Annotated in this window: 19 protein-coding genes, 1 tRNA gene and 1 pseudogene; 11 read left to right on the top strand and 10 right to left on the bottom strand. The window is 73.4% G+C overall.

The window, feature by feature from the left end:
- Positions 1-28 precede the first annotated feature (28 nt).
- Positions 29-1,999 carry an NHL domain-containing thioredoxin family protein gene (locus tag CPE01_RS06475; protein WP_146805835.1) on the bottom strand — a complete coding sequence of 657 codons (1,971 nt, stop codon included), beginning with the start codon at positions 1,997-1,999 and terminating at the stop codon, positions 29-31.
- Between the two features lie 186 nt (positions 2,000-2,185).
- Between CPE01_RS06475 and CPE01_RS06470 the strand changes: the two genes are divergently transcribed.
- The 5 genes from CPE01_RS06470 to CPE01_RS06450 all read left to right on the top strand — a co-directional run bounded on the left by CPE01_RS06470 (position 2,186) and on the right by CPE01_RS06450 (position 6,558).
- Complete coding sequence (locus CPE01_RS06470) at positions 2,186-3,004, top strand: patatin-like phospholipase family protein (RefSeq protein WP_186811435.1); 819 nt, start codon at positions 2,186-2,188, stop codon at positions 3,002-3,004.
- Positions 3,001-4,032, top strand: a complete 1,032-nt coding sequence (locus CPE01_RS06465) for a 1-acyl-sn-glycerol-3-phosphate acyltransferase (protein ID WP_146805834.1) — start codon at positions 3,001-3,003, stop codon at positions 4,030-4,032. Before CPE01_RS06470 ends, CPE01_RS06465 begins: the two co-directional genes overlap by 4 nt.
- Positions 4,033-4,117: 85 nt before the next feature.
- Complete coding sequence (locus tag CPE01_RS06460) at positions 4,118-5,248, top strand: ABC transporter permease (protein WP_146805833.1); 1,131 nt, start codon at positions 4,118-4,120, stop codon at positions 5,246-5,248.
- Positions 5,245-5,940 (top strand): ABC transporter ATP-binding protein, encoded by a 696-nt coding sequence (locus tag CPE01_RS06455; protein ID WP_146805832.1) that lies wholly within the window; start codon positions 5,245-5,247, stop codon positions 5,938-5,940. The genes CPE01_RS06460 and CPE01_RS06455 overlap by 4 nt, the downstream gene beginning before the upstream one ends.
- Positions 5,941-5,952: 12 nt before the next feature.
- Positions 5,953-6,558 (top strand): TetR/AcrR family transcriptional regulator, encoded by a 606-nt coding sequence (locus tag CPE01_RS06450; RefSeq protein ID WP_146805831.1) that lies wholly within the window; start codon positions 5,953-5,955, stop codon positions 6,556-6,558.
- A gap of 35 nt (positions 6,559-6,593) precedes the next feature.
- Here CPE01_RS06450 and CPE01_RS06445 read toward each other — a convergent pair whose 3' ends face one another.
- Together CPE01_RS06445 and CPE01_RS06440 are read right to left on the bottom strand one after the other, a co-directional pair.
- Positions 6,594-7,850, bottom strand: coding sequence for a methyltransferase domain-containing protein (locus tag CPE01_RS06445; RefSeq protein ID WP_146805830.1), 1,257 nt, complete (start codon positions 7,848-7,850; stop codon positions 6,594-6,596).
- Between the two features lie 161 nt (positions 7,851-8,011).
- Positions 8,012-8,596 (bottom strand): annotated as a pseudogene (locus CPE01_RS06440) (TetR/AcrR family transcriptional regulator); the annotation flags it as partial.
- 203 nt (positions 8,597-8,799) lie between these two features.
- Here CPE01_RS06440 and CPE01_RS06435 point away from each other — a divergent pair.
- The 6 genes from CPE01_RS06435 (at position 8,800) to CPE01_RS06410 (ending at position 14,896) form a co-directional block, all read left to right on the top strand.
- The gene (locus CPE01_RS06435) at positions 8,800-10,026 is read left to right on the top strand and encodes a GAF domain-containing protein (RefSeq protein WP_146805828.1); all 1,227 of its coding nucleotides are present in this window, start codon (positions 8,800-8,802) and stop codon (positions 10,024-10,026) included.
- Positions 10,027-10,131: 105 nt separating this feature from the next.
- The gene (locus CPE01_RS06430) at positions 10,132-10,893 is read left to right on the top strand and encodes a deoxyribonuclease IV (RefSeq protein ID WP_146805827.1); all 762 of its coding nucleotides are present in this window, start codon (positions 10,132-10,134) and stop codon (positions 10,891-10,893) included.
- Between the two features lie 221 nt (positions 10,894-11,114).
- On the top strand, positions 11,115-12,638 hold the full coding sequence (gene exaC, locus CPE01_RS06425; protein ID WP_146805826.1) for an acetaldehyde dehydrogenase ExaC: 1,524 nt from the start codon (positions 11,115-11,117) through the stop codon (positions 12,636-12,638).
- A gap of 123 nt (positions 12,639-12,761) precedes the next feature.
- On the top strand, positions 12,762-13,169 hold the full coding sequence (locus CPE01_RS06420) for a DUF779 domain-containing protein (protein ID WP_146805825.1): 408 nt from the start codon (positions 12,762-12,764) through the stop codon (positions 13,167-13,169).
- 74 nt (positions 13,170-13,243) lie between these two features.
- Complete coding sequence (locus CPE01_RS06415; RefSeq protein ID WP_146805824.1) at positions 13,244-13,780, top strand: DinB family protein; 537 nt, start codon at positions 13,244-13,246, stop codon at positions 13,778-13,780.
- Between the two features lie 240 nt (positions 13,781-14,020).
- Positions 14,021-14,896 (top strand): hypothetical protein, encoded by an 876-nt coding sequence (locus tag CPE01_RS06410; RefSeq protein ID WP_146805823.1) that lies wholly within the window; start codon positions 14,021-14,023, stop codon positions 14,894-14,896.
- A gap of 52 nt (positions 14,897-14,948) precedes the next feature.
- Here the strand turns inward: CPE01_RS06410 and CPE01_RS06405 are convergent, their stop codons facing one another.
- From CPE01_RS06405 to CPE01_RS06375, 7 genes are all read right to left on the bottom strand, one after another.
- Positions 14,949-15,869 (bottom strand): transglutaminase family protein, encoded by a 921-nt coding sequence (locus CPE01_RS06405; RefSeq protein WP_146805822.1) that lies wholly within the window; start codon positions 15,867-15,869, stop codon positions 14,949-14,951.
- Positions 15,866-18,400 carry a circularly permuted type 2 ATP-grasp protein gene (locus CPE01_RS06400; RefSeq protein ID WP_246783779.1) on the bottom strand — a complete coding sequence of 845 codons (2,535 nt, stop codon included), beginning with the start codon at positions 18,398-18,400 and terminating at the stop codon, positions 15,866-15,868. The genes CPE01_RS06405 and CPE01_RS06400 overlap by 4 nt, the downstream gene beginning before the upstream one ends.
- A gap of 217 nt (positions 18,401-18,617) precedes the next feature.
- The gene (locus CPE01_RS06395) at positions 18,618-19,607 is read right to left on the bottom strand and encodes a hypothetical protein (RefSeq protein ID WP_146805820.1); all 990 of its coding nucleotides are present in this window, start codon (positions 19,605-19,607) and stop codon (positions 18,618-18,620) included.
- A 164-nt stretch (positions 19,608-19,771) separates the two neighbouring features.
- Positions 19,772-20,836 (bottom strand): C39 family peptidase, encoded by a 1,065-nt coding sequence (locus CPE01_RS06390; protein WP_186811434.1) that lies wholly within the window; start codon positions 20,834-20,836, stop codon positions 19,772-19,774.
- 268 nt (positions 20,837-21,104) lie between these two features.
- Positions 21,105-21,178 (bottom strand) — tRNA-Gly (locus CPE01_RS06385).
- A gap of 101 nt (positions 21,179-21,279) precedes the next feature.
- Positions 21,280-22,071, bottom strand: coding sequence for a hypothetical protein (locus CPE01_RS06380; RefSeq protein ID WP_146805818.1), 792 nt, complete (start codon positions 22,069-22,071; stop codon positions 21,280-21,282).
- A gap of 137 nt (positions 22,072-22,208) precedes the next feature.
- Positions 22,209-23,888, bottom strand: coding sequence for an AMP-binding protein (locus CPE01_RS06375; RefSeq protein WP_246783778.1), 1,680 nt, complete (start codon positions 23,886-23,888; stop codon positions 22,209-22,211).
- Between the last annotated feature and the right edge of the window lie 6 nt (positions 23,889-23,894).

The following is a 23,894-nucleotide window of genomic DNA, read 5'->3' as shown; positions in this document are numbered from 1 at the left end:
TGCACGCCCCGCGGGGTGAGCGTGGTCGCTATCCGTGCAACGGGAGCGTCAGGGTGGTCTCGCCGTCCGCGGTGACGCGCACCGGCACGCCCCAGTCCTGCGCGTTCAGGTGGCACGCGGGGTACTCGACCGCGGGGTCGTCGTCGCACGACGCGGCGTGGGCGGTGACGTGCAGGACGCCCTCGCCGACGGTCGGGTCGAGCACGAGCTCGCGCTCGAACGGGACGTCGTCGCCCGCACCCGCGAGCAGCAGCCCGGGCGGGGTCGACGAGACCTGCAGGCGCGTCGACGGCCCGAACCGGTCGTCGTACTTCTGACCCGTCGCGGGCGTGAACACCACGTCGAGCCGCACGCGCTCGGCGAGGTCCGTCACCGGCCGCTGCGTGCGGTGCACGCCGCCGTCGACGGCCTCGGCGGCCAGGTCCGCGAGCGGGATGCGCGTGATCCGGTGGGCCGCGGACTCGACGACGAGCAGCGTCGCGTCCCGTCCGGAGCCGAGCACGACGAGCCCGCTCGGCTCGGCCAGACCGGTCGCGATCGTCGTGACCTCGCCGGCGCCGGACCCGACACCGGCCCCGGACACGCGCTCGCCCGCCATGCCCGCGCCGGACTCGTCGGCGGGCGGCACGTACCGACGGACCGCGCCGTTGTACGTGTCCGCGACGGCGACCGAGCCGTCGGGCAGGACCGCGACGCCGAGCGGGTGCTGCAGCCGCGCCTCGTCGGCCGGGCCGTCGCGGTGCCCGAAGTCGAACAGGCCCTCGCCGACGACCGTGCGCACCGTCCCGTCGCCGATGGTCGCGTGCACCGGCGTCACCACGCGCAGCGCGGACGTCTCGGAGTCCGCGAGCCAGATCCGCCCGTCCGGCCCGACGGCCAGCCCCGACGGCTGCGCGAACCACGCCTCGGCCAGCGGCCCGTCGACCAGGCCCTCGTTCATGGTCCCGCCCACGTGCGCGATCGAGCCCTCCTTGTCGTCGAACGCCCACAGGGTGTGGTTGCCGGCCATCGCGACGACGAACGCGCCCCACTCCTGCGACCACGCGACGTCCCACGGCGACGAGAGCCGCACCGCCTGCGCGGGCCCGGCGAAGCCCAGCCCCGTTCCGCCGCCGAACGCCGCGGACACGTTGTCCGACGCCCCGACCATGAGCTGCTCTCCGGTCCCGGCGACCGTGGTCACCGTGCCGTCGTCGAGACGTACGCCGCGCAGCGCGTGGTTCACCGTGTCCGCGACCAGCACGTCGTACTCGAGCCACGGCCGCAGCTCGTCGGGCACCAGGCACAGGCCGTTCGGCTCGCTGAACCGCGCCTCGTCGGGTCCGCCGTCGACGAACCCGCGCTCTCCCGAGCCGATCCGGCGGACCAGCGTCTCGCCGTCGGGCGCGAGCTCGGCGAGCGAGTGGTGGCCCGCGTCCGCGACCAGCAGGTTCCCGTTCGGCAGAGCGACCGCCTTGGCCGGGAACCGCAGCGTCCCGGGCGTGGCGGGCGGTGGCACGTACGGGCCCGAGCCGCGGTGCAGCGTCCCCTTCGCGTCGTGCTCCGCGACGAGCTCGCGCACCAGGATCTCGAGGTTGTGCCGGTGCCCCTCGCCGGCCATCTGCGCGACGACGTACCCCTCGGGGTCGATCACGACGAGCGTCGGCCAGGCCCGCGCGGCGTACGCCTGCCACGTCTGCAGCTGCGGGTCGTCCAGCACCGGGTGGTGCACCTCGTAGCGCTCGACCGCCGCCGCGAGAGCGACCGGGTCGGCCTCGTGCACGAACTTCGGGGAGTGCACGCCGATCACGACGAGCACGTCGGAGAACTCCGCCTCCACCTCACGCAGCTCGTCGAGCACGTGCAGGCAGTTGATGCAGCAGAACGTCCAGAAGTCCAGCACGACGACCTTGCCGCGCAGGTCCGCGAGGCTGATGTCGCGGCCTCCGGTGTTCAACCACCCGCGCCCGACGAGCTCGGACGCACGGACACGCGGCAGGCGGCGAGTCGACCCAGTCACGAACGTAGTGAACACGATCCACCCCCTCCCCGCCGACCCCGCGCCACGACCCAGCACCTGCTCCGGCCAACCTGATACGTGGCCCGAGTGTCCGCGGGGTCGAGTCCTCTCTCGACGACCCGGTACTGCGCTGGGCGGGGGACATGAGCGATAGCCCGGGTCGGGGGGATCTGCCACGATCGGGGCGTGAGCGTCGGGTTCGTGCTCGGTGGTGGCGGGGTCCGCGGGGCCGTGCAGGTCGGGATGCTGCGTGCGCTGTTCGACGCGGGGATCCGGCCGGACCTCGTCGTCGGGACGTCGATCGGGGCGATCAACGGGTCGGCGGTCGCGGCGGACCCGACGCCGGACGTCGTCGAGCGGCTCGCGCAGGCGTGGGCGTCGCCGGCCGCGTCCGCGGTCTACGGCGACTCGTGGCCCAAGCAGCTCGCGCGGCTCGCCAAGTCGCGCACCCACCTCAACGACCCGACGCCGCTGCGCGAGCTCCTCGAGGGGATCGTCGGTGCGGAGACGCGCTTCGAGGACCTGACGGTGCCGCTCGCGGTCGCGGCGGCGTGCATCGAGCGGGCGGCGGAACGGTGGTTCGACACCGGTCCGGTGGTGCCCGCGGTGATGGCCTCGGCGTCCGTCCCGGGGGTCCTGCCGCCCACGGAGATCGGAGACGAGCACTTCGTCGACGGCGGGCTCGTGAACTCGATCCCGCTCGGTGAGGCGTGGCGACGCGGCGCGACGACGGTGTACGTGCTGCAGGTGGGACGCATCGAGGAGGCGCTCGTGGCGCCGGACAGGCCGTCGGACGTCGCGCGGGTGAGCTTCGAGATCGCGCGGCGGCACCGGTTCGCGCGCGAGATCGACGAGGTTCCCGAGGGGGTGTCGGTGCACGTGCTGCCGAGCGGTGGTCCGACGAAGGGCGACGAGAAGCTCAGCTCGTACCGCCGCATGGACACGGTGCGTGCGCGCATGGAGGCCGCGCACGCCGCGACGAGCGCATACCTGGCGGGCTCGTGAGCTGGCGCCTGCCGCCGCGGTGGGTGCGGCGCGCCGTGCTCTCCCCGGCGCTGCTGCTCGTCGCGCTCGTCGTGCTGCCGATCGGCGTGCTGCTCGCGGCCTTCGTCGGCGCGGTCCTCACGTGGCTGCTCCCGGGCCGCCTGCGGGTCCTGCGGGCGATCTGGATGGCGGTCTTCTACCTGTACTGGGACGCGGTGGTGCTGGTCGTGTGCTTCGCGCTGTGGGTGGGCAGCGGGTTCGGCCTCCATCTGCGGCGGCCCGCGTTCCAGCGGGCGCACTACCGGTTCGCGGGCCTCATGCTGCGCGTGCTGTTCTGGCAGATCACGCAGACGCTGCGGCTGAGGATCGACGTCGAGGACGCGGACCTGGGCAACGTGCTGCGGGGCCGGCCGATCGTCGTCGCGAGCCGGCACGCCGGGCCGGGCGACTCGTTCATCCTGGTCCACGCGCTGCTGAACTGGTTCGACCGGGAGCCGCGCATCGTCCTGAAGGACACCCTGCAGTGGGACCCGGCGATCGACGTGCTGCTCAACCGGCTGCCGTCGCAGTTCATCACCCCGCGCAGCGCGCGCCGCGCGGATGCCCCGCGGCTGTCGGACGCGGTCGGCGACCTGGCGCTGGGTCTCGACGGCGACGACGCGCTGCTGATCTTCCCCGAGGGCGGCAACGTGACCCCGCGCCGGCGGCTGGGCCGTATCGAGGCGCTGCGCAGCGCGGGCCGCGTCGAGCTCGCCGCGCAGGCGGAGCAGATGGTCAACGTCATGGCGCCGCACGCGGGTGGGCTGCTGTCGGCGCTGGACGCGGCACCGCAGGCGGGCGTGGTCTTCGTCGCGCACACGGGGCTCGACAAGCTCGTGACGGTGCGGGACATCTGGCGTGAGCTGCCGATGGACAAGTCCATCGTCATGAAGGGGTGGTCGCTGCTGCCCGAGGACGTGCCGCGCGACGGGTCCTCGCAGGAGGCGTGGCTGTTCGAGCACTGGCGCGGGATCGACGAGTGGATCGCGGCGCGTGAGGAGTCCGCCTGATCACATTGCCGACATCGTGTCGACAAGACAGCCGGAACCGACCTACGCTTACCGACATGATGTCGACAAGAGTGGGTGGGTAGTCGTGTTCCTCGCCTTGCGTGAGCTCTCGTTCGCCCGCGGTCGGTTCGCCCTCATGGGCTCGGTCGTGGCGCTGATCGGCGTGCTGATGGTCCTGCTGTCCGGACTGTCCGTGGGCCTGGTCAACGACGGCGTCTCCGGGCTGCAGAAGCTCCCCGTCTCCTCGTTCGCCTTCGAGCGCGACGTCGACACGAGCGCCGCGTTCACGCGCTCGGTCGTCGACGTCGACACCGCGCAGACGTGGGCCGCGGCCGACGGCGTCGCCGAGGCCGGTCCGTTCGGCCTGACGCTCGTCAACACCCGCACCGACGGCGGTCTCGACCTCGACCTGGCGCTGTTCGGCGTCGAGCGCGACTCGTGGCTGGCGCCGCAGGTCGCCACCGGCACCGCGCTGGCCGACGAGGGTCAGATCGTCCTGCCGGGCACGCTGCGCGACGAGGGCGTGGCCGTGGGTGACGTCGTCACCATCGACCAGGTCGGCACCGAGCTCGAGGTCGTCGGCTTCATCGACGGCCAGCACACGTTCGGCCACGTCGACGTCGGCTACGTCGACCTGCGCACGTGGCAGGAGGTCCGCGCCGGGGTCCGTCCGGGGGAGAACGTGCCCGAGCACGCGTACCAGGAGGTCAGCGCGATCGCGGTGCTCGCCGCCGACGGTGCGTCGCCCGACCTCGCGGCGGTCGACGCCGAGGCGGGGACCACGTCCCTGACGCTCACGCAGTCGTTCGGCGCGTCGCCCGGCTTCACCGCCGAGACGTCCACGCTGCAGCTCATCCAGGTCTTCCTCTACGCGATCTCCGCGCTCGTCGTCGGCGCGTTCTTCACTGTCGTGACGATCCAGCGCAAGCACGAGATCGCGGTCCTGCGGGCCATGGGCGCCAGCACGCGCTACCTGCTGCGCGACAGCCTCACCCAGTCGGCGATCCTGCTGGTCGTCTCGACCGCGATCGGCGTGGGCATCGGGCTCCTGCTCGGCGCGAGCATCTCCGGGACGGACATGCCGTTCGCCCTCGAGGCCTCGCCGATCGTGGGCGCGAGCGCCCTGCTCGTCGTGCTCGGCATGGTCGGCGCCGCGTCGGCCGTCACCCGCATCACCCGCGTCGACCCCCTGACCGCACTCGGAGGCAACCGATGACCGCCCACCCGGTGACCACGACCACGGGCCTCGTCATGGTCGGTGTGACCCTCACCCACGGCGACGGCGACAGCGTCGTGACAGCGCTCGACGACGTCTCGCTGACCGTCGAGCCCGGCGAGCTCCTGGCGGTCGTCGGGCCGTCGGGTGCCGGCAAGTCGAGCCTGCTCGCCGTGGCCGGCGGCCTGACCCGCCCGGACTCGGGTCAGGTGCGCGTCGGCGCGGCCGACCTGGTCGCCGCGTCCCGTCGCCAGCTCGCGGCGATCCGCCGCACCGAGATCGGCTTCGTGTTCCAGAGCGGGAACCTCGTCCCCGCCCTGACGGCCGTCGACCAGCTCCGCCTGCCGCTGCAGTTCGGGAAGGTCGCGGACCCGCGCGACCCGATGGAGCTGCTCGAGGAGGTCGGCATGGCGGAGCGCGCCAAGCGCCGCCCGCACCAGCTCTCCGGAGGTGAGCGTCAGCGCGTCGGCATCGCCCGCGCGCTCATGACCCGCCCGCGCCTGCTGCTCGTCGACGAGCCGACCGCCGCGCTCGACCGTGCTCGCAGCCAGGAGGTCGTCGCGCTGCTGGCCCGCGAGGCGCACCAGCACGGCGTCGCGACCGTCATGGTCACGCACGATCACGACGTGCTGCACCACTGCGACCGCGTTCTGGAGATGATGGACGGACAGCTGCTGCCCCACACCGCCTGACAGGAGGTCCCGTTGCCGCGGATCAACGCTGCGACCGTCGCCGAGCACCGCGCTCTGCAGCGCCGCGCCGTCCTGGACGCCGCGCGCGACCTGCTCGCCGAGACCGGCCAGGCACCCTCTCTCGCCGAGGTGGGCAAGCGCGCCGGTCTCGCGCGGTCCAGCGTCTACGAGTACGCGCGGTCGCGTGACGACCTGATGGCCGCGGTCGTCGCGGACGTGTTCCCCGGCTGGGCCGACCGCATCCGGACGGCCATCGCGCAGGCTCCGACGCCGGCCGAGAAGGTGTGGGCGTACGTCGAGAGCAACGTCGCGTTCTTCTCCGGCTCGGAGCAGCGGGTCGCCCGCGCGCTGGGCTCCGTGGTCGACCCGGCGATCCTGCACGGGCCGATGCAGGAGTTCCACACCGCGCTGCAGGAGCCCCTGCGGGAGGCGCTGCGCGAGCTCGGGGACCCGGCCCCGGACGCGGTCGCGGACCTCGTCGACGCCATGCTGCTCAGTGCGACGTCGCAGCTGCGCGGTGCCCAGCACCCCGAGGTGGGCATCGACGACCGCGCGGCCGCGCTCGCGCCGCTGCGGCGTGTGCTGGGCCCGTACCTCGGCCTCCCCGCGACCGACTGACCGCACGGGGCGCGGCCGGCGGTCGCGGCCGGCGGTCAGGAGACCTTGTCGAGGACCCAGATCCGCGGGTGGTGGCCCTTGGCGAACACGCGCACGGCCGGGCGAGGGGTCCACAGCGTCGCCGCGTCGCGCACGGCCGCCTCCATCACCTTGACCTCGTGCGTGAGCACGACGAGGCGCGCGCCGGGAGCCGCGACCTCGTGCGCGGCGCGCAGCAGCCCCGCGTGGACCTGCGCAGCGGAGGCGTGCGAGCCGTGCAGCGTGCCCCACGGCGGGTCGGCGAGCACCAGGTCGGCCGGTCGGACGTCGGTCGCCGGACCCGTCGACCACGACGAGGGCGCGAGTGCGTCGGCCTGCACGAGCGACGCGCGCCGGGTCAGGCCCGCGGCCTCGAGGTTGTCGCGCGAGGCGGCCAGGGCCTCGTCGGACAGGTCGATCCCGACCGCCGCGGCCGCGGGACCGGCGAGCAGCCGCTCGATCAGCAGCGTCCCCGAGCCGGACATGAGGTTGAGCACGCGCTCGTCGTCGCGCACGCCCGCGAGGCGCACCATCGCGGCGGCGATCGTCGCGTTCGCGGCGCCCGGGAAGTCCGTGACGCGCCACGTGCGGGCCGACAACGGCCGCGGCCCGATCCGCACGAGCACGTCCCACCCCGGGTCGGCGTCGTCGGCGCGACGCGCACCGCGCCGGACCTTCACGACGAGCTCGCCGTCGGCCGCATCGTGCTTGAGACCCGTGGCGCGCGCGAGCTCGTCGCCGAGCCGCAGGAAGGTGGGCGAGTCCGCGCCGGCGGCCTCGAACCGGAACGTCGAGGACCCCGCCACCCGCAAGGAGGCGTACGCGGCCTCGACGATCCGCGTCAGGTGCTCGCCGGACAGCAGCGAGCGCGGACGCGGGACGTCGTGGTGCAGCACGACGAACGCCGCGACGGCCGTGCGCAGACGGCGCACCTGGGCGAGCCGGTCGGTCGGCAGGTCGACGACGAGCGCGTCGTCACGTCCCGCGACGGGTCGGGGCGCGACCTCGAGGACCTCGCGCACCTCGTCGGCCAGGACGTCGCCCAGGCCGGGCAGGTACGTGAGCTCGACGCGCGTCGGGCGGTGGCCGGCGCGGCTCGGCTGCCGTGCCGTGTCGCGCGCCGGACGGCCGTGGCCGTGGCGCGGCGACGAGCTGCGACCGCCGCGCGGCGCGGCGTCATCCTGGCGCGACCCGCTGCCCGGACGGCCGCGCCCTCCGGAGAAGCCGCCGGAACGGTCGGGGTGCGGCGGACGGCCGCGCCGGGACGGTGGCACGCGGCGGGTCAGGCGGAGACCGCGGACAGCAGCGCGGCCTCGTCGTCGACGCGGATGCCCTCGCCGGTCGCGGCGGACGCCGCCTGGTCGGACCCGGACGTGGCGGCGGTCTCGTCAGCCGCGGCCTCGTCGGACGACTGCGGTGCGGAGGCGGTCTCGGCCGCCCCCACGGCACGCAGCACGAACGCGACGGTCTGCTCGATCGCCCGCTCGCGCTCGGGGCCGTCCTCGGGGACGCCACGGCCGGTCAGGCACGCGTTGACCAGCGGGACGGTGGTGTCGAGGTCCTGCTCGGGGAACGCGCCGGACGCGATGCCGTCGGTGAGGATGTCGCGCAGGATCCGCTCGACGATCACGACGTGCTCGCGCACGCGCTGCTGCGTCTGGCGGGAGAGCACGCTGCGCAGCTCGGGGCCGGGGGCCACGTGGTAGATGCGCTTGAGCTGGATCTGCTGGCTCACGTAGGTGCGCAGGCGCTCGACGGGGTCGTCGAGGTCGTCGAGCGAGCTCTGCAGCACCGCGGCGTACTGCTCGGTCTCGTGCGTGATGAACCCGAGGAGCAGCGCTTCCTTGTCGGGGAAGTGGTTGTAGACCGCGGTACGCCCGACACCGGCGGCGTGCGCGATCTCCGCGAGCGTCACGGCGTCGAACCCGCGCTCGACCATGAGGGTCGAGAGCGCGCCGAACAGCTTCAGCCTGGTCTGCTCGCGGTGCTCGTGCAGTGACCCGCCGATGATCTTGGGCATGCTGACAGTCTGACACAACATGTCAGAATCCCCGCATCCCGCGGGCATGGTGGCCACGACCAGGGGCGGACCCGCAGGCCACGGCCGTGCGCGCCCGGCGGGGACCGCTCCGATTCCGGTACAGGCCTTTCGTCCCTAGACTCGGCCTCACCGTCGGCGCCGACGGTGAGCGCGCGCCGACCCCCCGAGGACGGGAGGTGCCCGTGTCGACGACGACCGAGCCCGCCGACGTCCGCGCCGCGCAGGACACGTTCGTCAGCACCGGCCGCCTCGCCGGTTCCGTGCGCCGCCTGGTCGCGGAGTCCTGGAGGCGCAGCCGCCGCAGCGGCGTCGACCCCGAGCACCCCGCGCCGCGCATCGACGTCTCCGCCAACGACCTCGCCGACCTGCGCCGCGCCACACCCCTGACCGACGCGCTGCCCGTGGTGCGCCGCCTGCTGCTCGACACGGACCCCCAGTGGGTGGCCGCGATGACGGACGCGTCCGGCCGCCTGCTGTGGGTCGAGGGCAACGCGCAGGTCCGACGAGCCGTCGGCGGCGTCGGGTTCGTCGAGGGGGCCGTGTGGAGCGAGGACTGCGCGGGCACCAACGCGCCCGGGACCGCGCTGGCGACCAACCGCGAGGTGCAGGTGATCGGCACCGAGCACTGGGCGCGGCCCGTGCACGCGTTCAGCTGCGCGGCGGCACCCGTGCACGACGCGCACGGCCGCGTGCTGGGCGTCCTCGACATCACGGGTGGAGCCGTCGTCGGGTCCGGGCTCGCGATGCAGCTCGTCCGCGCGACCGCGACGGCCGTCGAGGCGACGGTCGGGCGCATCACGACGAGCACGCCCGCCGGACCGCCCGCGCCGACCCTGCGCGTGCTCGGCAGCCAGGGCGGCACGCTCGTGCTCGACGGCACCGCGCACCGGCTCTCCGGCCGGCACGCCGAGATCCTGCTGCTGCTCGCCGAGCACCCCGCGGGACTGACCGCCGACGAGGTCGCGGTGCTGCTGAGCGACTCCGAGCTGTCGGGCGTCACCGTGCGCGCGGAGGTCTCGCGCCTGCGCCGCGTCGTCGGGCCGCTGCTGAGCGAGTCGCGCCCCTACCGGCTGACGCGCGCGGTGCGGACCGACGTCGACGCGGTCCGTGAGGCGCTCGCGCTCGGGGACGTCGCGCAGGCCGTCGGCTCGTACACCGGTCCCGTGCTGCCCCGCTCGTCGTCGCCGGGGGTCGAGCGCGTGCGGGCCGCGGTGTCCGACGAGGTGCGCGCGGCCGTCCTCGCGTCCCGCGACCCGCGCGTGATCGTGCGGTGGGCCGCGTCCGACGAGGGTGCCGACGACTACGCCGCGTGGCGTGCGCTCGCAGCGACGAGCGCCCCCGGCTCGGCCACGCAGCTGCGCGCCTTCGCCCAGCTCCGCCGCCTCGAGCACGCGCTCGGCCCGCGCTGAGCCGCGGACAGCGCGGGCGCCTGTCGCACGTGGCGTCTAGCGTCACGCAGGTCAGGTCACGGCCAGACGCAGGACGACGAGGACGACGAGGACGAGGGTGACGACGTGGTGCTGATCGGTGCTCACACGCGTGGCGACGACCCGGTGGCGGCCGCCGCCGAGACCGGTGCGCAGGCGGTGCAGGTGTTCCTCGCCGACCCGCAGGGCTGGAAGAAGCCCGAGCCGCGCCCGGACGCCGACGCGATCGTCGCGAGCGGCCTCGGGGTCTACGTGCACGCGCCGTACCTGGTCAACGTCGCGTCGACCAACAACCGCATCCGCATCCCGAGCCGCACCATGATCGCCCAGCACAGCGCCGCGGCCGCGACGCTCGGCGCGCGCGGGCTGATCGTGCACGGCGGGCACGTGGGCGCGGGCGACGACATCGCGGTGGGCGTCGACAACTGGCGCAAGACGTTCGAGCGCGCGACGTACCCCGTGCGCGTGCTCGTCGAGAACACCGCGGGCGGCGAGAATGCGTGCGCGCGCACGCTCGACCGCATCGCGCAGCTCTGGGACGCGATCGGCCAGTACGACGTCGGCTTCTGCCTCGACACGTGCCACGCGTGGGCGTCGGGCCTCGACCTGGAGACCGTGGTCGAGCAGATCACCGCGATCACCGGCCGGATCGACCTGGTCCACGCGAACAGCTCGCGCGACGAGGCAGGCTCCAACCGGGACCGCCACGCGAACTTCGCGCACGGCACCATTCCGCCCGAGCTCATCGCGCACGTGGTCCGCGAGGCGGGCTGCGACGCGATCGTCGAGACCCCGGCCGAGGGCCAGGCCGACGACATCGCCTTCCTGCGGGCGGCGCTCGCAGGCTGACAGCGGGCGCAGGCAGGTCGTCAGACCGCATGTGGGTCGTCAGCACGACCTGACGACCCACCGCGCGCCTGACGACCCAGCGCGCGCCTGACGACCCATCACGGCGCTGCAACGGTGATGCAACCTCGGGTGCTTAGCGTCGGGACGAAGCGCGGCAACGACGCCGCGCCCGGGCGCCACGGCCCCCGCCGGCGCCCGCGCACCCCGGAGGGAGCGGCCGCATGACCGTCTACTCAGCACCTGGCACGTCCGGCAGCCTGGCCACCTATCGCGAGCGGTACGACCACTGGATCGGCGGCGAGTTCGTCGCGCCGAAGGCCGGCCGCTACTTCGAGAACCCGAGCCCCGTCACGGGCCGCACGTTCACGGAGGTCGCGCGCGGTGACGCCGACGACATCGAGCGCGCGCTCGACGCCGCGCACGGCGCCGCGCGCACGTGGGGGAGGACCAGCGCGACCGAGCGCGCGGTGATCCTCAACAAGATCGCCGACCGCATGGAGGAGCACCTCGAGATGATCGCGGTCGCCGAGTCGTGGGAGAACGGCAAGCCTGTGCGCGAGACGCTCGCCGCGGACATCCCGCTCGCGATCGACCACTTCCGCTACTTCGCGGGCGCGATCCGCGCGCAGGAGGGCTCGATCTCGGAGATCGACGCGGACACGATCGCCTACCACTTCCACGAGCCGCTCGGCGTGGTCGGGCAGATCATCCCGTGGAACTTCCCGCTGCTCATGGCCACGTGGAAGCTCGCCCCGGCGCTCGCGGCGGGCAACACCGTGGTGCTCAAGCCGGCCGAGCAGACGCCCGCGTCGATCCTGTTCCTCATGGAGCTCATCGCGGACCTGCTGCCGCCGGGCGTGGTCAACGTCGTCAACGGGTTCGGTGTCGAGGCGGGCAAGCCGCTGGCCTCGTCGTCGCGGATCCGCAAGATCGCGTTCACGGGTGAGACCACCACGGGCCGCCTGATCATGCAGTACGCGAGCCAGAACATCATCCCGGTGACGCTCGAGCTCGGCGGCAAGAGCCCGAACATCTTCTTCGAGGACGTCGCGCGCGCGAAGGACGACTACTACGACAAGGCGCTCGAGGGCTTCGCGATGTTCGCCCTCAACCAGGGCGAGGTGTGCACGTGCCCGTCGCGTGCGCTGATCGCGGAGTCGATCTACGACGACTTCCTCGCGGACGGCATCGCGCGCGTCAAGGCCATCAAGCAGGGCAACCCGCTCGACACCGAGACGATGATCGGCGCGCAGGCGTCCAACGACCAGCTCGAGAAGATCCTCAGCTACTTCGCGATCGGCCGCGACGAGGGTGCCAAGGTCCTCACGGGTGGTGAGCGCGCGCACCTCGACGGCGACCTGGCCGAGGGGTACTACATCACCCCGACGGTGTTCGAGGGCAAGAACTCGATGCGCATCTTCCAGGAGGAGATCTTCGGGCCGGTCGTCGCGGTCACGTCGTTCTCCGACTACGCGGACGCGATCTCGATCGCGAACGACACGCTGTACGGGCTGGGCGCGGGCGTGTGGTCACGTGAGCAGGCCACCGCGTACCGGGCCGGGCGTGACATCCAGGCCGGCCGCGTGTGGACGAACTGCTACCACGCGTACCCGGCGGCCGCGGCGTTCGGCGGCTACAAGGGCTCGGGCGTCGGCCGCGAGAACCACAAGATGATGCTCGACCACTACCAGCAGACCAAGAACCTGCTGGTCAGCTACTCGGGCACCAAGCTCGGCTTCTTCTGACCGGCACGGCTTCTGACCGGCACGTGACCTGACCGCCGCGGACCGCGCGCCCCTGCCTCGTCGGGCGGCGCGCGGTCCCGCGGCGCATGCTGGCAGGACGACGACGAGGAAGGAGGCCTGCCCATGGCCACCACCCAGGTCGAGCGCGTCGCGGTCACTCCCGCGGCCGCGCAGCTGCTGCGCACCCTGCGCGCGCAGCACGGCGAGCTGATGTTCCACCAGTCCGGGGGCTGCTGCGACGGCTCGTCGCCCATGTGCTACCCCGCGGGCGAGTTCCTCACCGGGGACGTCGACGAGCACCTCGGGGACCTGGACGTCGGCGACGGCGAGAGCGGCCCGGTCGTCGTCCCGGTCTGGATGACGAAGGCGCAGTACGAGTACTGGAAGCACACGCACCTGACGATCGACGTGGTCCCGGGGCGCGGTGCGGGGTTCTCGCTCGAGGCCCCCGAGGGCGTGCGGTTCCTCATCCGCTCGCGCGTGCTCACCGACGACGAGTTCCGCGAGCTGCAGTCCGCGGGCGTCCTGTGACGCGACTGCTCGTCCGACGAACGCGATGTCCGGTTCGTCACCGCGGTGACACGTCTCGTTGCTAGCGTGCGGGCATGGCGACCGACACGTCCGACCCGATCGTTCCCGACGACAAGGACTGGACCTGGGTCCTGCACGAGCGGTGCGGCGAGTGCGGGTTCACCGCCGCCGACGTCGACCCCCGGCAGATCGGCGCGACCGTGCGCGACCTGCTGCCGCGGTACGTCTCGGCGCTGCACCGCGACGACGTGCGCGTGCGCCCCGAGCCGACCGTGTGGTCCACGCTGGAGTACTCCGCGCACGTGCGCGACGTGTTCCGCATCTTCGGCGGCCGGCTCGAGCTCATGCTCGCCCACGAGGACCCGCTGTTCGAGAACTGGGACCAGGACGCGACGGCGCTCGCGGACCGGTACGACCTGCAGGACCCGGCGGTCGTCGCCGAGGAGCTGGTCGCGTCCGGGGAGGCCACCGCGGCCGCGTTCGAGGCCGTCGGCGACGACGAGTGGGAGCGCACCGGCCGCCGCTCGAACGGCTCGTTCTTCACCGTCCGCACGCTCGGGCAGTACTTCCTGCACGACGTCGTGCACCACCTGCACGACGTGCACGCCTGACGCGCGTCGTCCGCCCTGTCCACCGGTCATCCACAGGGTTCTGCACACCCGTGGGTATCTGTGCGCGCGGCCCTGTGGACAACCGCGAGCAGACCGGTGGACGGACGCCCACGACCCGTGGACGGCGGGGCGGGCGGGAGCGGCAGGTGAATGGATTCACATGCGCACCACGTGACGCAAGACCCACAGAGGGCGGCAAACCGAAACATCCCGGCAGCATCCTGGCCCTACCGTGCGGCCATGGACGCCACGCTCCCCGCCGCTCTCGACGGCAGGCACGTGCTCGCTCTCCCGGCAGGGACGGACCTGCTCACGCTCGTGCGTGCCTGGTTCCCGGACGCCGCCTGGGAACGAGAGCCCGTCGCGGCCTCGGTCGCGCGCCCCATGACCGGAGCCAGGTTCCGGGGCCTGGCGGTGGAGACCGCCGCGACGGCACCGGGGCGACTCCCGGTCGCCGACGCCGCGGTCGTCGGCCCGCACCCCCTGACCGCCGACGAGGTCCGCGCCGCCGGTCTGCGCGGCGACGGCGGGCTCGACCTGTACGCGATCGACGGGGACGCCTCGCCGCAGCTCACCGCCTGGTGCGTCGCGGCGGCGCGGCACGCGCGTGGGCTGCTCGTCCCGGCGACGCGCACGCAGGTCGTCGTCCCGGACCCGCAGGCCGCGCCCGGCCTCACGCTCTGGTCGCCTGTGCCCCTGGCGCCGGCCGACGTCCTGCCGCTCGTGCGGCCCGCGATGATCGGCGCGCGCGTCTCCCCGACCGAGCTCCCGACACCGCCCGGGATCGACGGTCCGCCGCTGTGCGCCGTGACCGCGCAGTTCGAGTACGACGGTGCGGTCACGCTGCGCTCGTCGCGCGGTGAGGAGGTGCCCGCGGTGCTCACGACGCTCGACTGGCGCGAGTACGGGCCCTGGGCGTACCGCGTGCGCTGGCACCCGCCGGACGGCGAGGACCCGGAGTCACCGCTGTCGGCGATCGCCCGCCAGCGCGTCGCGCCGACGATCGCCCGGGTCGCCGCGGCGTTGTGGCGTACGGCGGGCGGGACGGTCGTCGACGAGGGCGGCTTCGTCGTCGAGCCGTCCGAGCTCACCCGCCGGGCCGTCCCGCCGCGCTGACCAGGCGCGGCCGTGCCGCCCCCGGCTTGGGGGGCTGGGGTCGCACCCTGGTTCAGGCGAACGCGGGTGAGCCGGACGGGACCAGGTCGACCTGGACGGAGAGCTTCGAACCGCTGCCCTCGGTGAAGATCACGCCCCGCAGCGGCGGCACGTCGTGGTAGTCGCGCCCCCAGCCGAGCACCACGTAGCGGTCGTCGACGAGCTGGTCGTTCGTCGGGTCCGCGTCCACCCATCCCGCGCCGGGGATCCACACCGACACCCACGCGTGCGACGCGTCGGCCCCGCGCAGCTTCTCGCGGCCGGGCGGCGGCAGGGTCTCGAGGTACCCGCTGACGTACCGCGCAGGCACCCCGTGCAGCCGCAGCGCCGCGATCATCAAGTGCGCGAAGTCCTGGCAGACGCCCGTGCGCTGCGCGAGGAGCTGACGCTGGGTCGTGCTGACCGTCGTCGACCCGGTGCGGTACGTGAGCTCGTGCCGGATCCGGTGGCACAGGTCGACGACGACGTCCCCGAGCGGCCGCCCGGGGGCGAACGACGGCGCCGCCCACTGCCGCACCTCGTCGACGAACGTCACGTGCGCCGAGGGCAGCACCATCTCGCGCAGCACGACGAGCGCGTCGGGCGACATCGCGGCCGCGGCGGACCCCGTCTGCACCGAGGTCGCGGTCTCGTCCCACGCGACGGTCGGCAGGCTCGCCGGGTCCGGCCGGACGCGCGTGATCTCGATGGTCGAGCGGGCGGTCACGACGAGCCGCGTGTGCGGCTCGGTGACGCAGTAGTAGGTCGTGCGGTTGCCGAAGTAGTCGTGCTGCACGGCGCTGTCCGCGGGCGCGGGGTCGATCTCGACGGCGCTGGTCAGGACCGTCTGCCCGGGCAGGTCGCGCGGGGTCATGACGGTGCGGCCGTAGGAGTCGGTGACCTCCTGCGGGTACGTGTACGTCGTGCGGTGCACGAGGTCGTACGTGCGGCTCACGGTGCGACCTCCTCGTCGCCCGCGTCCCACGGGTCGTCGAGCGCTCGCGCGGTGACGGGCCGTGCGAAGTGCACCTTCTCGATCTCGTCGGCGACCGCGAGCAGGCGCCAGTGCATCGAGTCGAGCGTCTCGGCCAGGCGCACGCGGCGGCCGTCGGTGTCACGTGCGCTCGCGGCCGCCGGGTCGAGCTCGACGACGAGGTCGCCGAGCTGGGCGAGCAGGCGGTCGCGTTCGTCGGTCGGGCGCGAGCGCATGGGGACGCCCGACAGGTCGCGGCGCAGACGCTCGATCTGGAACGCGAGCGAGCGCGGGTTGGCGTCGTCGAGCAGGAGCAGGTCGAGCACCGCGGTGACGCCCGCGTCCTCGGGGTAGCGGCGGCGGAAGGTGATCGCGGAGTCGTGCGCGAGGACGACCGAGTCGACGACGTGCGCCTCGACCGTGCGCGGGAGCGGGTCGACGAGCGTGCGGCGCAGCGCGGCGACCACGTGCTGCGCGCGTTCGAGGCGGCGTCCCGCGTCGAGCAGGTGCCAGCCGACATCGCGCACGAGCCCCTCGGCGACGATCCCCGCAACCGCCAGAAGACCCTCGAGCGTGCGGTCGAGCACGGGCCGCAGCCCGGCGGTCGCGGCACGCGCGTCGTCGAAGCGGCCCAGGTCGAGGCCCTGCTCGGGGACCCGCTGCCGCGCACGCTCGGCTCGCAGTGCGCGGTCGATCCGAGCGAGCGGGCCGAACGTGTCGGTCGAGAGCTGGTCGCGCACCGCCGCGGCCGCGTTCCCGAGCCCCGCGATCGACGCCGCGATCGACTCGGGCCGGGACCGGTCGAGCGCGAGCTCGCGCAGCGTCGGGGCGTGCGCGGCGTCCGCGGGTGCGTCCGGGTCGACGAGCGCGCCGACGAGCACGGCGAGCGCACGTCCCCCCGCGGACCTCGGGCGCCCGTGGAAGTCGTCCCACCGGTCGACGACGACGCGCAGGTCACGCGCCTGGTCCTCGGCCCGCTCGGCGTACCGGCCGAGCCAGAACAGGTTCTCCGCGGTGCGCGACGAGATCCCGACGCCCGTGCGACGCGCGACGGGCGCCTCGCCGCCGGCGTCCGCGGGCTCGGCCGCCGGCTCGCTCGCCCCCGCGAGCACCCACACGTCCTTGGCGACCGCCCCGGTGCGCGACGACACCACGGGCCCGTCGGCGACCCGCGCGAGCCCACCCGCCATGACCGTGTACGCGCCCCGGTGCGCCACCGCGAACGTCCGTAGCACCCCGACCCCGGAGCCGGAGCGGTCCTGCTCACCGGGCCCGGTGCCGTCGTCGCCCGCGACGTCCAGCAGCGCCCCGCCGCCGACGCGCGCCTGACCCGCCCACCGCCACGGCTCCGCGCTGATCCGCGTGGCGAGCTCGTCGCGCTGCGTCGCGTCGAGCGTCCAGCCGAGCACGCCGTGGTCCTCGCGTGACAACGGGACCAGCACGAGCTCGGCCAGGTGCTCGAGCACGTACGACGCCGACGACGGCTCGCCGCACCACCACGTGGGCGCGGACGGCAGCAGCAGGTCCTGGTCGAGCACGGTGCGCGCGAGCCGTGGCAGCGCGGCGATGACCGCGGGGTTCTCGAGCACGCCCGAGCCCAGCGGGTTCACCACGGACAGGTTCCCCGCGCGCACCGCCCGCACGAGGCCGGGCACGCCGAGGCGCGAGCCCGCGCGCAGGTCCAGCGGGTCGCACCACGCGGCGTCCACGCGCCGCAGCAGCACGTCGACCGGCTCCGTCCCGCCCAGCCCGCGCACCCACAGCCGCCCGTCGCGCACCACCAGGTCCGAGCCCTCGACGAGCGGCAGGCCGAGCATCGAGGCGAGGTACGCCTGGTCGAACGCCGTCTCCGAGCCCGGCCCGGGCGTGAGCAGCGCGATCCGCGGCTGCGGGGCGGACGGCGGTGCGACGTCGTGCAGGGTCTGGCGCAGGGCACGGAAGAACGGGCCGAGGCGCTGGATCGGCGTCTGCCGGTACACGCCTTCGAGCACCTGCGCGACGACGCGCCGACCCTCCATCGCGTACCCGGCCCCCGAGGGCGCCTGGGTCCGGTCCGCGAGCGCGAGCCACGTGCCGTCGTCGTCACGCGCGAGGTCCGTCGCGGTCAGGACGAGCTCGCGGCCGCCCGGCAGGCGCAACCCGTCGACGGTCCGGAGGAACCCGGGGTGCGCGACCGCCGCGGTGGGCGGCAGCAGCGAGTCCGCGAGCAGCCGCCGCGGGCCGTAGAGGTCCTGCAGCACCGCGTCGAGCAGCTCCGCGCGCTGCGCGATCCCCGCCTCGAGCCGCGACCACTCGTCCTCGTCGATGACGACCGGCGCAGGGTCCAGCCGCCAGGGCTCGTGCTCCGCCGCGGCCCCGTACGTGACGCCGTGGTCGGCGAGCAACCCCTCCGCCTCGGAGCGGGCCCGCGCGAGGTCGCTCTCGCTGGGCGTCGCGGCCTGCTCCGGCAGCCAGTCCCACGTGCCCCCCGGGCGCGCGCCGTTCGGGCCGGCGGAGGAGAGCACGTCGATCACAGCCCGAGTCTGACGCACGACCAGGGCGAACGGCTCGCGTCTCAGATCGTGGGCCGGTCCCTCAAATACTTGACCGAATCGATCGGATTAGCGATCCTCTCTGCCACGGGGGTCGGCCGTCGGGGGACGGGCCGACCCCCTGGCTCGCCCCCCACACCGTCACGCGATGCGGCCGGTCCTGCACAGCGCACGGGCGCGGCGTGGTGCCCGCGCACCCCTAGTCCAGCGGCAGCGTCAGCAGCTCTGGCTTCGAGTCGCCCCGCCAGCCGATGCGCTCGACCCACAGACGGTCCCCGCCGCACTGCGGCGCCGACGTCGAGAACCGGTTCAGGTCCGACTCGTCAGGTGACCGGTACACGACCTCGATGGTGTCGCTGCCAGGAGTCCAGCGGCGGATCTCAGACGGCGACACCGGAGGGGTGAAGTCTTCCCAGAGCCAGTACACGCTGCCTTCGCACAGGAGGGTGGAACCGGCGGCCGCGGTGCCGAGCTCGCGCTCGACGCCGTTGCTGGTCGCGGAGAGCGGCGCGTCGAAGTAGTTCGTGCCCAGGTCGCCAGTAGGCGGCAGACCGGTCCAGACGACCGTGGTGCCGTCGGCGTTGCCGCGAGAGACGCAGTCGCCGCTAGCCACTGTCTGCGGGGCGCCTCCCGGCGCGACCTTGTGGAGTGCGCCGCAGTCGGACGCCTGCGGGTGTGTCAGGTAGCTGATCGTCCCATCAGGAGCGGCGCGGAGGTGGTCCAGCGTCTCGCCTTCCTTGGCGCAGTCCAGCGTGGTCGTCCCTGCGCCGACAGCAATGGGCGTGAGCACGTCCAGGCAGTCCGACCCGTCGTCGTGTCGGCGTGTCAGGTACAGGGAGTCACCGACCAGCGCTGTCTCGGACCACGATGCTCCGACACCCACCGACTCGTACAGAACGGATTGCTCGCCACTTTCCGGGTCCCACTGCTTGACCCAGAACTCGCCGTCGTCGTCGTCCCCGAGCCCGTAGACCACGGTCCCGTCGTCTGCAGTCTGTGCGTTCTGGACGATCTCGGCAGGCCTCATCGTGAGGGGGGCGGCCGTGTCATCGCCGACCACCGTGAGGCTCTGGATGCCCTTCGCGTCCTGGAGCACGGCATAGGCGTTCCCCGTGCTCGAGATCCCGACCGTCCCGAGGTATCCGTCGGGGACATCGACGTTCGACCACTCGCTGTTGTCGTCGGACACGTCGACGGTGGTGTCCCCCTGGGGGTCGCTGCCCGTCGTCGCGCTCGCGGACGGGGTGGTGCTCGCCGTGACGACCTGAGGCGGAGCGGGATCGACCCCGTCATCCGTGCACGCACACAGTGCGATGACGGCGACGCTCGCCAGCACCGCGACTCGTAGGCGCATCAGTAGGAGAAGTTCTGGTTCACGTTGGCGAGCGTCGCCCCCCACATCTTGTCCAGCGGGATGACGTGGTACCCGCCGGATGCGGCGCCGCCGCTGCGGTAGTCACGCTCGTCGTACGGGTCGATGATGCCGATCACGTTCCCGGTCGTGCTGCTGTACCCGCGGCCGACCTGATAGTGGCCGCCGTGGTTGTAGTTCAAGTACGAGAAGTACTTCATCAGCAGCTGGACGTGCTCGACGACCGGCGACTTTGTGAAGCCCACCCGGGTCCGATGCGCCGAGAAGAACCAGCTAGCAGTCCGATCCGACAGGTCCACGGTGACGTACTTGCCCGCCGTGTTGTCCCACGTCGTGTACGCGTTCATGCCATCCTTCATCGCTCCGATGCCGGTGCCATCGGTCGTGGTCCCGAGGAGTTCTGCCCACTTGGCCTGCGTACGGAGCGAACCGCCGTCGCCCAAGTCCATCATCTCCATCGTCGCGGGCCCGCACCAGTAAGACGTCTTCTGGTCGCGAGCGACGTTAGGCATAATGTATTCATAGTCCTTTGACGGGTCGCTCGACACGGCAAGTCTCGTCGAGTTGCCACTCGCCGCAGCGAACCGCATCGACGTGCCGGCCCTCAGAGCCCTGGCCTGAGCGCTGCCCTCTTTCACGTGCAGTTGCGGGTACTTCGCGAAGAAGCCTGCCGGGATGGGCTTGCCCGAGTCGACGTAGTCGACCAGCTTCATGCGGCCGACCGCGTCGCGCGCTTCTGCCAGTTGCGCATCCTGACGCGCCTTGAGCTGTTCCGGCGTGAGCCCGGCCAGCTGAGCGAGCTGCTCGGCCGGTGTCAGGTCGCCAGTATCCAAAGGCCCCGCCGCGAATGCCGTGTTCGCGGACGCCATGGTCCGGTGCACCCTGGCGCGGATGGCCGTGGTGGACTCCTTCGTGAAGCCGACTTCGGTGCAGAACTTCAGCCCGTCGACCGTCGCGCATTGAACGACGTCGGCCTCAGCCGCCGTCGCGCTCGACGTGCCGGCTAGCCCGCCTGCGACGAGGACGCTGACCATGAGTGCGCGCATGCGAATGCTAGACATCGTTTTGCCCCCTGCAGAACGGTGGATTTCTCCGGTCGTCGGCGAATGTATCGCGCCGGAGCTCCGCTGCGGGTCGAAACGGTCGTAGGAATTCCCCCGCGGTCTGGGCATGCCGTGCCGTGGGGCGGGCGCGGCGGCACATTGCGGCCACGCCCCGTGCCGTGTCAGGCGGTGTGGCGTAGGCAAGTGCGGTGTTCTGGGCGGGGTCCGCCGCTGACGGGGTTCCGTTCGGCCTACCGTCCTGCACGTCACCTGGAGCGGGTGACGGGAATCGAACCCGCGCTGTCAGCTTGGGAAGCTGAAGTTCTACCATTGAACTACACCCGCGCGAACCGTCGATCACGGGCGTCGGGGACGCCTGTGCCGCGGCAAGCAGTCGTCATCATAGCGGGCGTGAGCGGCCCGGCGAACTCGCCCGACGAGGGCGTTCACCCTCCGAGGTCGAGCTCGACGGCGTCGTCGGGCGCCGCGATGGCCACGTCGTCGCCCCACTCGGTGAAGTCGACCTGGAGCGTGGTGGCGGGTTCGGCGTAGCGGCGCACGAGCCCGTCGGGGCCGATCCACAGGCGCATCATCGCGTAGGGGTTCGTCGTGGCTCCGGTGGTGAAGCGCGCGCCCATCGCACCGGTGGCGCGTCGCAGGTCGACGACGACGTCGAACGGCTGGGCGGGGACCTGGTCGAGCTCGACGGACGCGCCGCCCGCGGCGACGGAGACGACGGCCTCGCGGGTCTCGAGGAGCGTGGTGGCGAGCTGCGCGGGTCCGAACGAGGCGATGTACGCGGCGACGAACGCGTCGCCGGGCTCGTCGCGCGACGTGCGACCGAAACCGTCGGTGAGACCGGAGACGTACACGTACGCGTCGTCGCCGACGAGACGGACCTCGGTGACGGTCTCGGCCTCCTCGACGCGGCCGACGAGGTCCCACCGGTCGCCGTCGCGCGCGGCGGCCCCGGTGAGCGCGGGCGCCTGAGGGTCGAGCGTCAGCGTGAAGGCGTAGGAGTCGGCGGGGCGCAGCGCGTCCAGGAGGTCGCCGACGACGTGCTGCGGGTCGTACCGCACCGTCACGCGTGGCGCGGCGATCGCGGTCGGCACGGCGGGCCCCGCGTCCGGCTGGCTGCCGGCGAGTGCGCTCCCCGCGAAGGCGCCCGTGAGCCCGCCCGCGATCAACCCGCCCAGGGCGACGAGCGCCGGGACGCGCGAGAACGGGGGAAGACGCACGGCGGAACTCTCTCAGGCCCACGGGCTCGTGCGCACCGTCCCGACGAGCGAATGTGCACGGACGAGCACCGGTGGGCCGGGAGCGGCCGCGCCGCAACCGGCGGTCGGGCTGGGGCCGGGTCAGGCGGCGAGGAGCGTCAGGCGGCGGGCAGGGCGAGCACCTGGTCGCGCACCACGCGGCGCAGCACCTTGCCGACCTGCGAGCGCGGCAGGTCCGGCAGCACGACGATCCGGCGCGGCACCGCGTAGCGCGCGACCTTGCGCCCGCACCACTCGCGCACCGCGGCGAGGTCCACGTCGTGCCCGTCGCGCAGCACGAGCGCCGCCACGACGGACTCGCCCAGGTCACCACCGGGGACGCCGACGACGGCGACGTCCTGGACGCCCGGCATGTCGCGCAGGTGGTCCTCGACCTGCGACGGGTACACCTTGAACCCGCCGGTCACGATCATCTCCTTGATGCGGTCGACGAGCAGGACGAACCCGTCGTCGTCGACGCGCACCACGTCGCCGGTGCGCAGCCAGCCGTCGGGCAGGAGCTGCTGCGCGGTCTCGTCGGGCCGCTGCCAGTAGCCGGCGAACACCTGCGGTCCGCGGACGAGGAGCTCACCGGGCTCGCCGGGCGCGACGTCGAGCGTGACGTCGGTCTGCGACACGACCCGCACCTCGGTGCCCGGGAACGGCACGCCGAGCGCGCCGGGGCGGCGGCTGGCGTCGAACGGGTTGCCGAGCGCGACGGGCGACGTCTCGGTCATGCCGTAGCCCTCGACGACGAGCCCGCCGGTCGCGGCCTCCCAGCGGCGCGCGGTCGCGGGCGGCAGCGCCATGGCGCCGCTGATCGCGTGCGTGAACGAGTGCAGCGAGACGCCCGACTTCTCGGCCGCGGTCACGAGCCGGTCGAGCATCGGCGGGACGGCCGGGATGAAGGTCCCCGGGCGGCGGCGCTGCGCCGCGAGCACGAGCGCGGGGTCGAACGACGGGAAGACGACGAGCGTCGCGGCGATCCGCGTGGAGTACGACAGGCACAGCGTCAGGCCGAACGCGTGGAAGAACGGCAGGACGCCGTAGACCGTCTCCTGGCCGCGCCGGTGCTGGGTCCACAGGTGGCCCTGCTCGGCGTTCGCGACGAGGCTCGCGTGCGTGAGCACGGCCGCCTTGGGGGTGCCGGTGGTGCCGCCGGTGTACTGCAGGAGCGCGACGTCGGACGGCGCGGGCTGCGGGTGGTTCGCGGGCAGCGGGTTCGCGGCGGCGACGAGGCGGTGCCACAGCGGGATCTCGGCGGGCACGGGCCCGCGCATCGCGGCCGCGGTGCGGCGCGCCTTCGCCACGGGCAGGCGCAGCGCGAGCCGCTTGCTGAGCGGCAGGTCGTGCGCGAGGTCGACGGCGACGACGTGGCGCAGGGCGGTGCGCTCGCGCGCCTCGAGCACCGCGGGCACCGCCTTGGTCCAGACGAGCGCGACGGTCGCGCCGGAGTCCGCGAGCTGGTGCGCGAGCTCGTCGGCCGAGTACGTGGGGTTGTGCTCGACGACGACCGCGCCGATCCGCAGCACCGCGTAGAACGCGGCGAGGTGCTGCGTGCAGTTGGGCAGCGCGATCGCGACGCGGTCGCCGGGCTGCACGCCGAGGGCGACGAGCGCGGCGGCGCCCCGCGCAACCTGCTCGCCGAGCTCGCGGTAGGTGATGGTCGCGCCGAGGAAGTCGGCGGCGACGCGCTCGCCGTGGTCCGTGATGGCGCGGTGCAGGGCGGCGGTCAAGGGCTCGTCGGGCGCATCGAACTGGGGGATCGGCGAGACGGTGATCGTCGGCGCGGGGGTCACATTCGT

This window comes from Cellulomonas persica (genome assembly GCF_007989825.1).
Lineage (GTDB): Bacteria > Actinomycetota > Actinomycetes > Actinomycetales > Cellulomonadaceae > Cellulomonas > Cellulomonas persica.
This window is presented reverse-complemented; position numbering and strand designations above follow the sequence as displayed.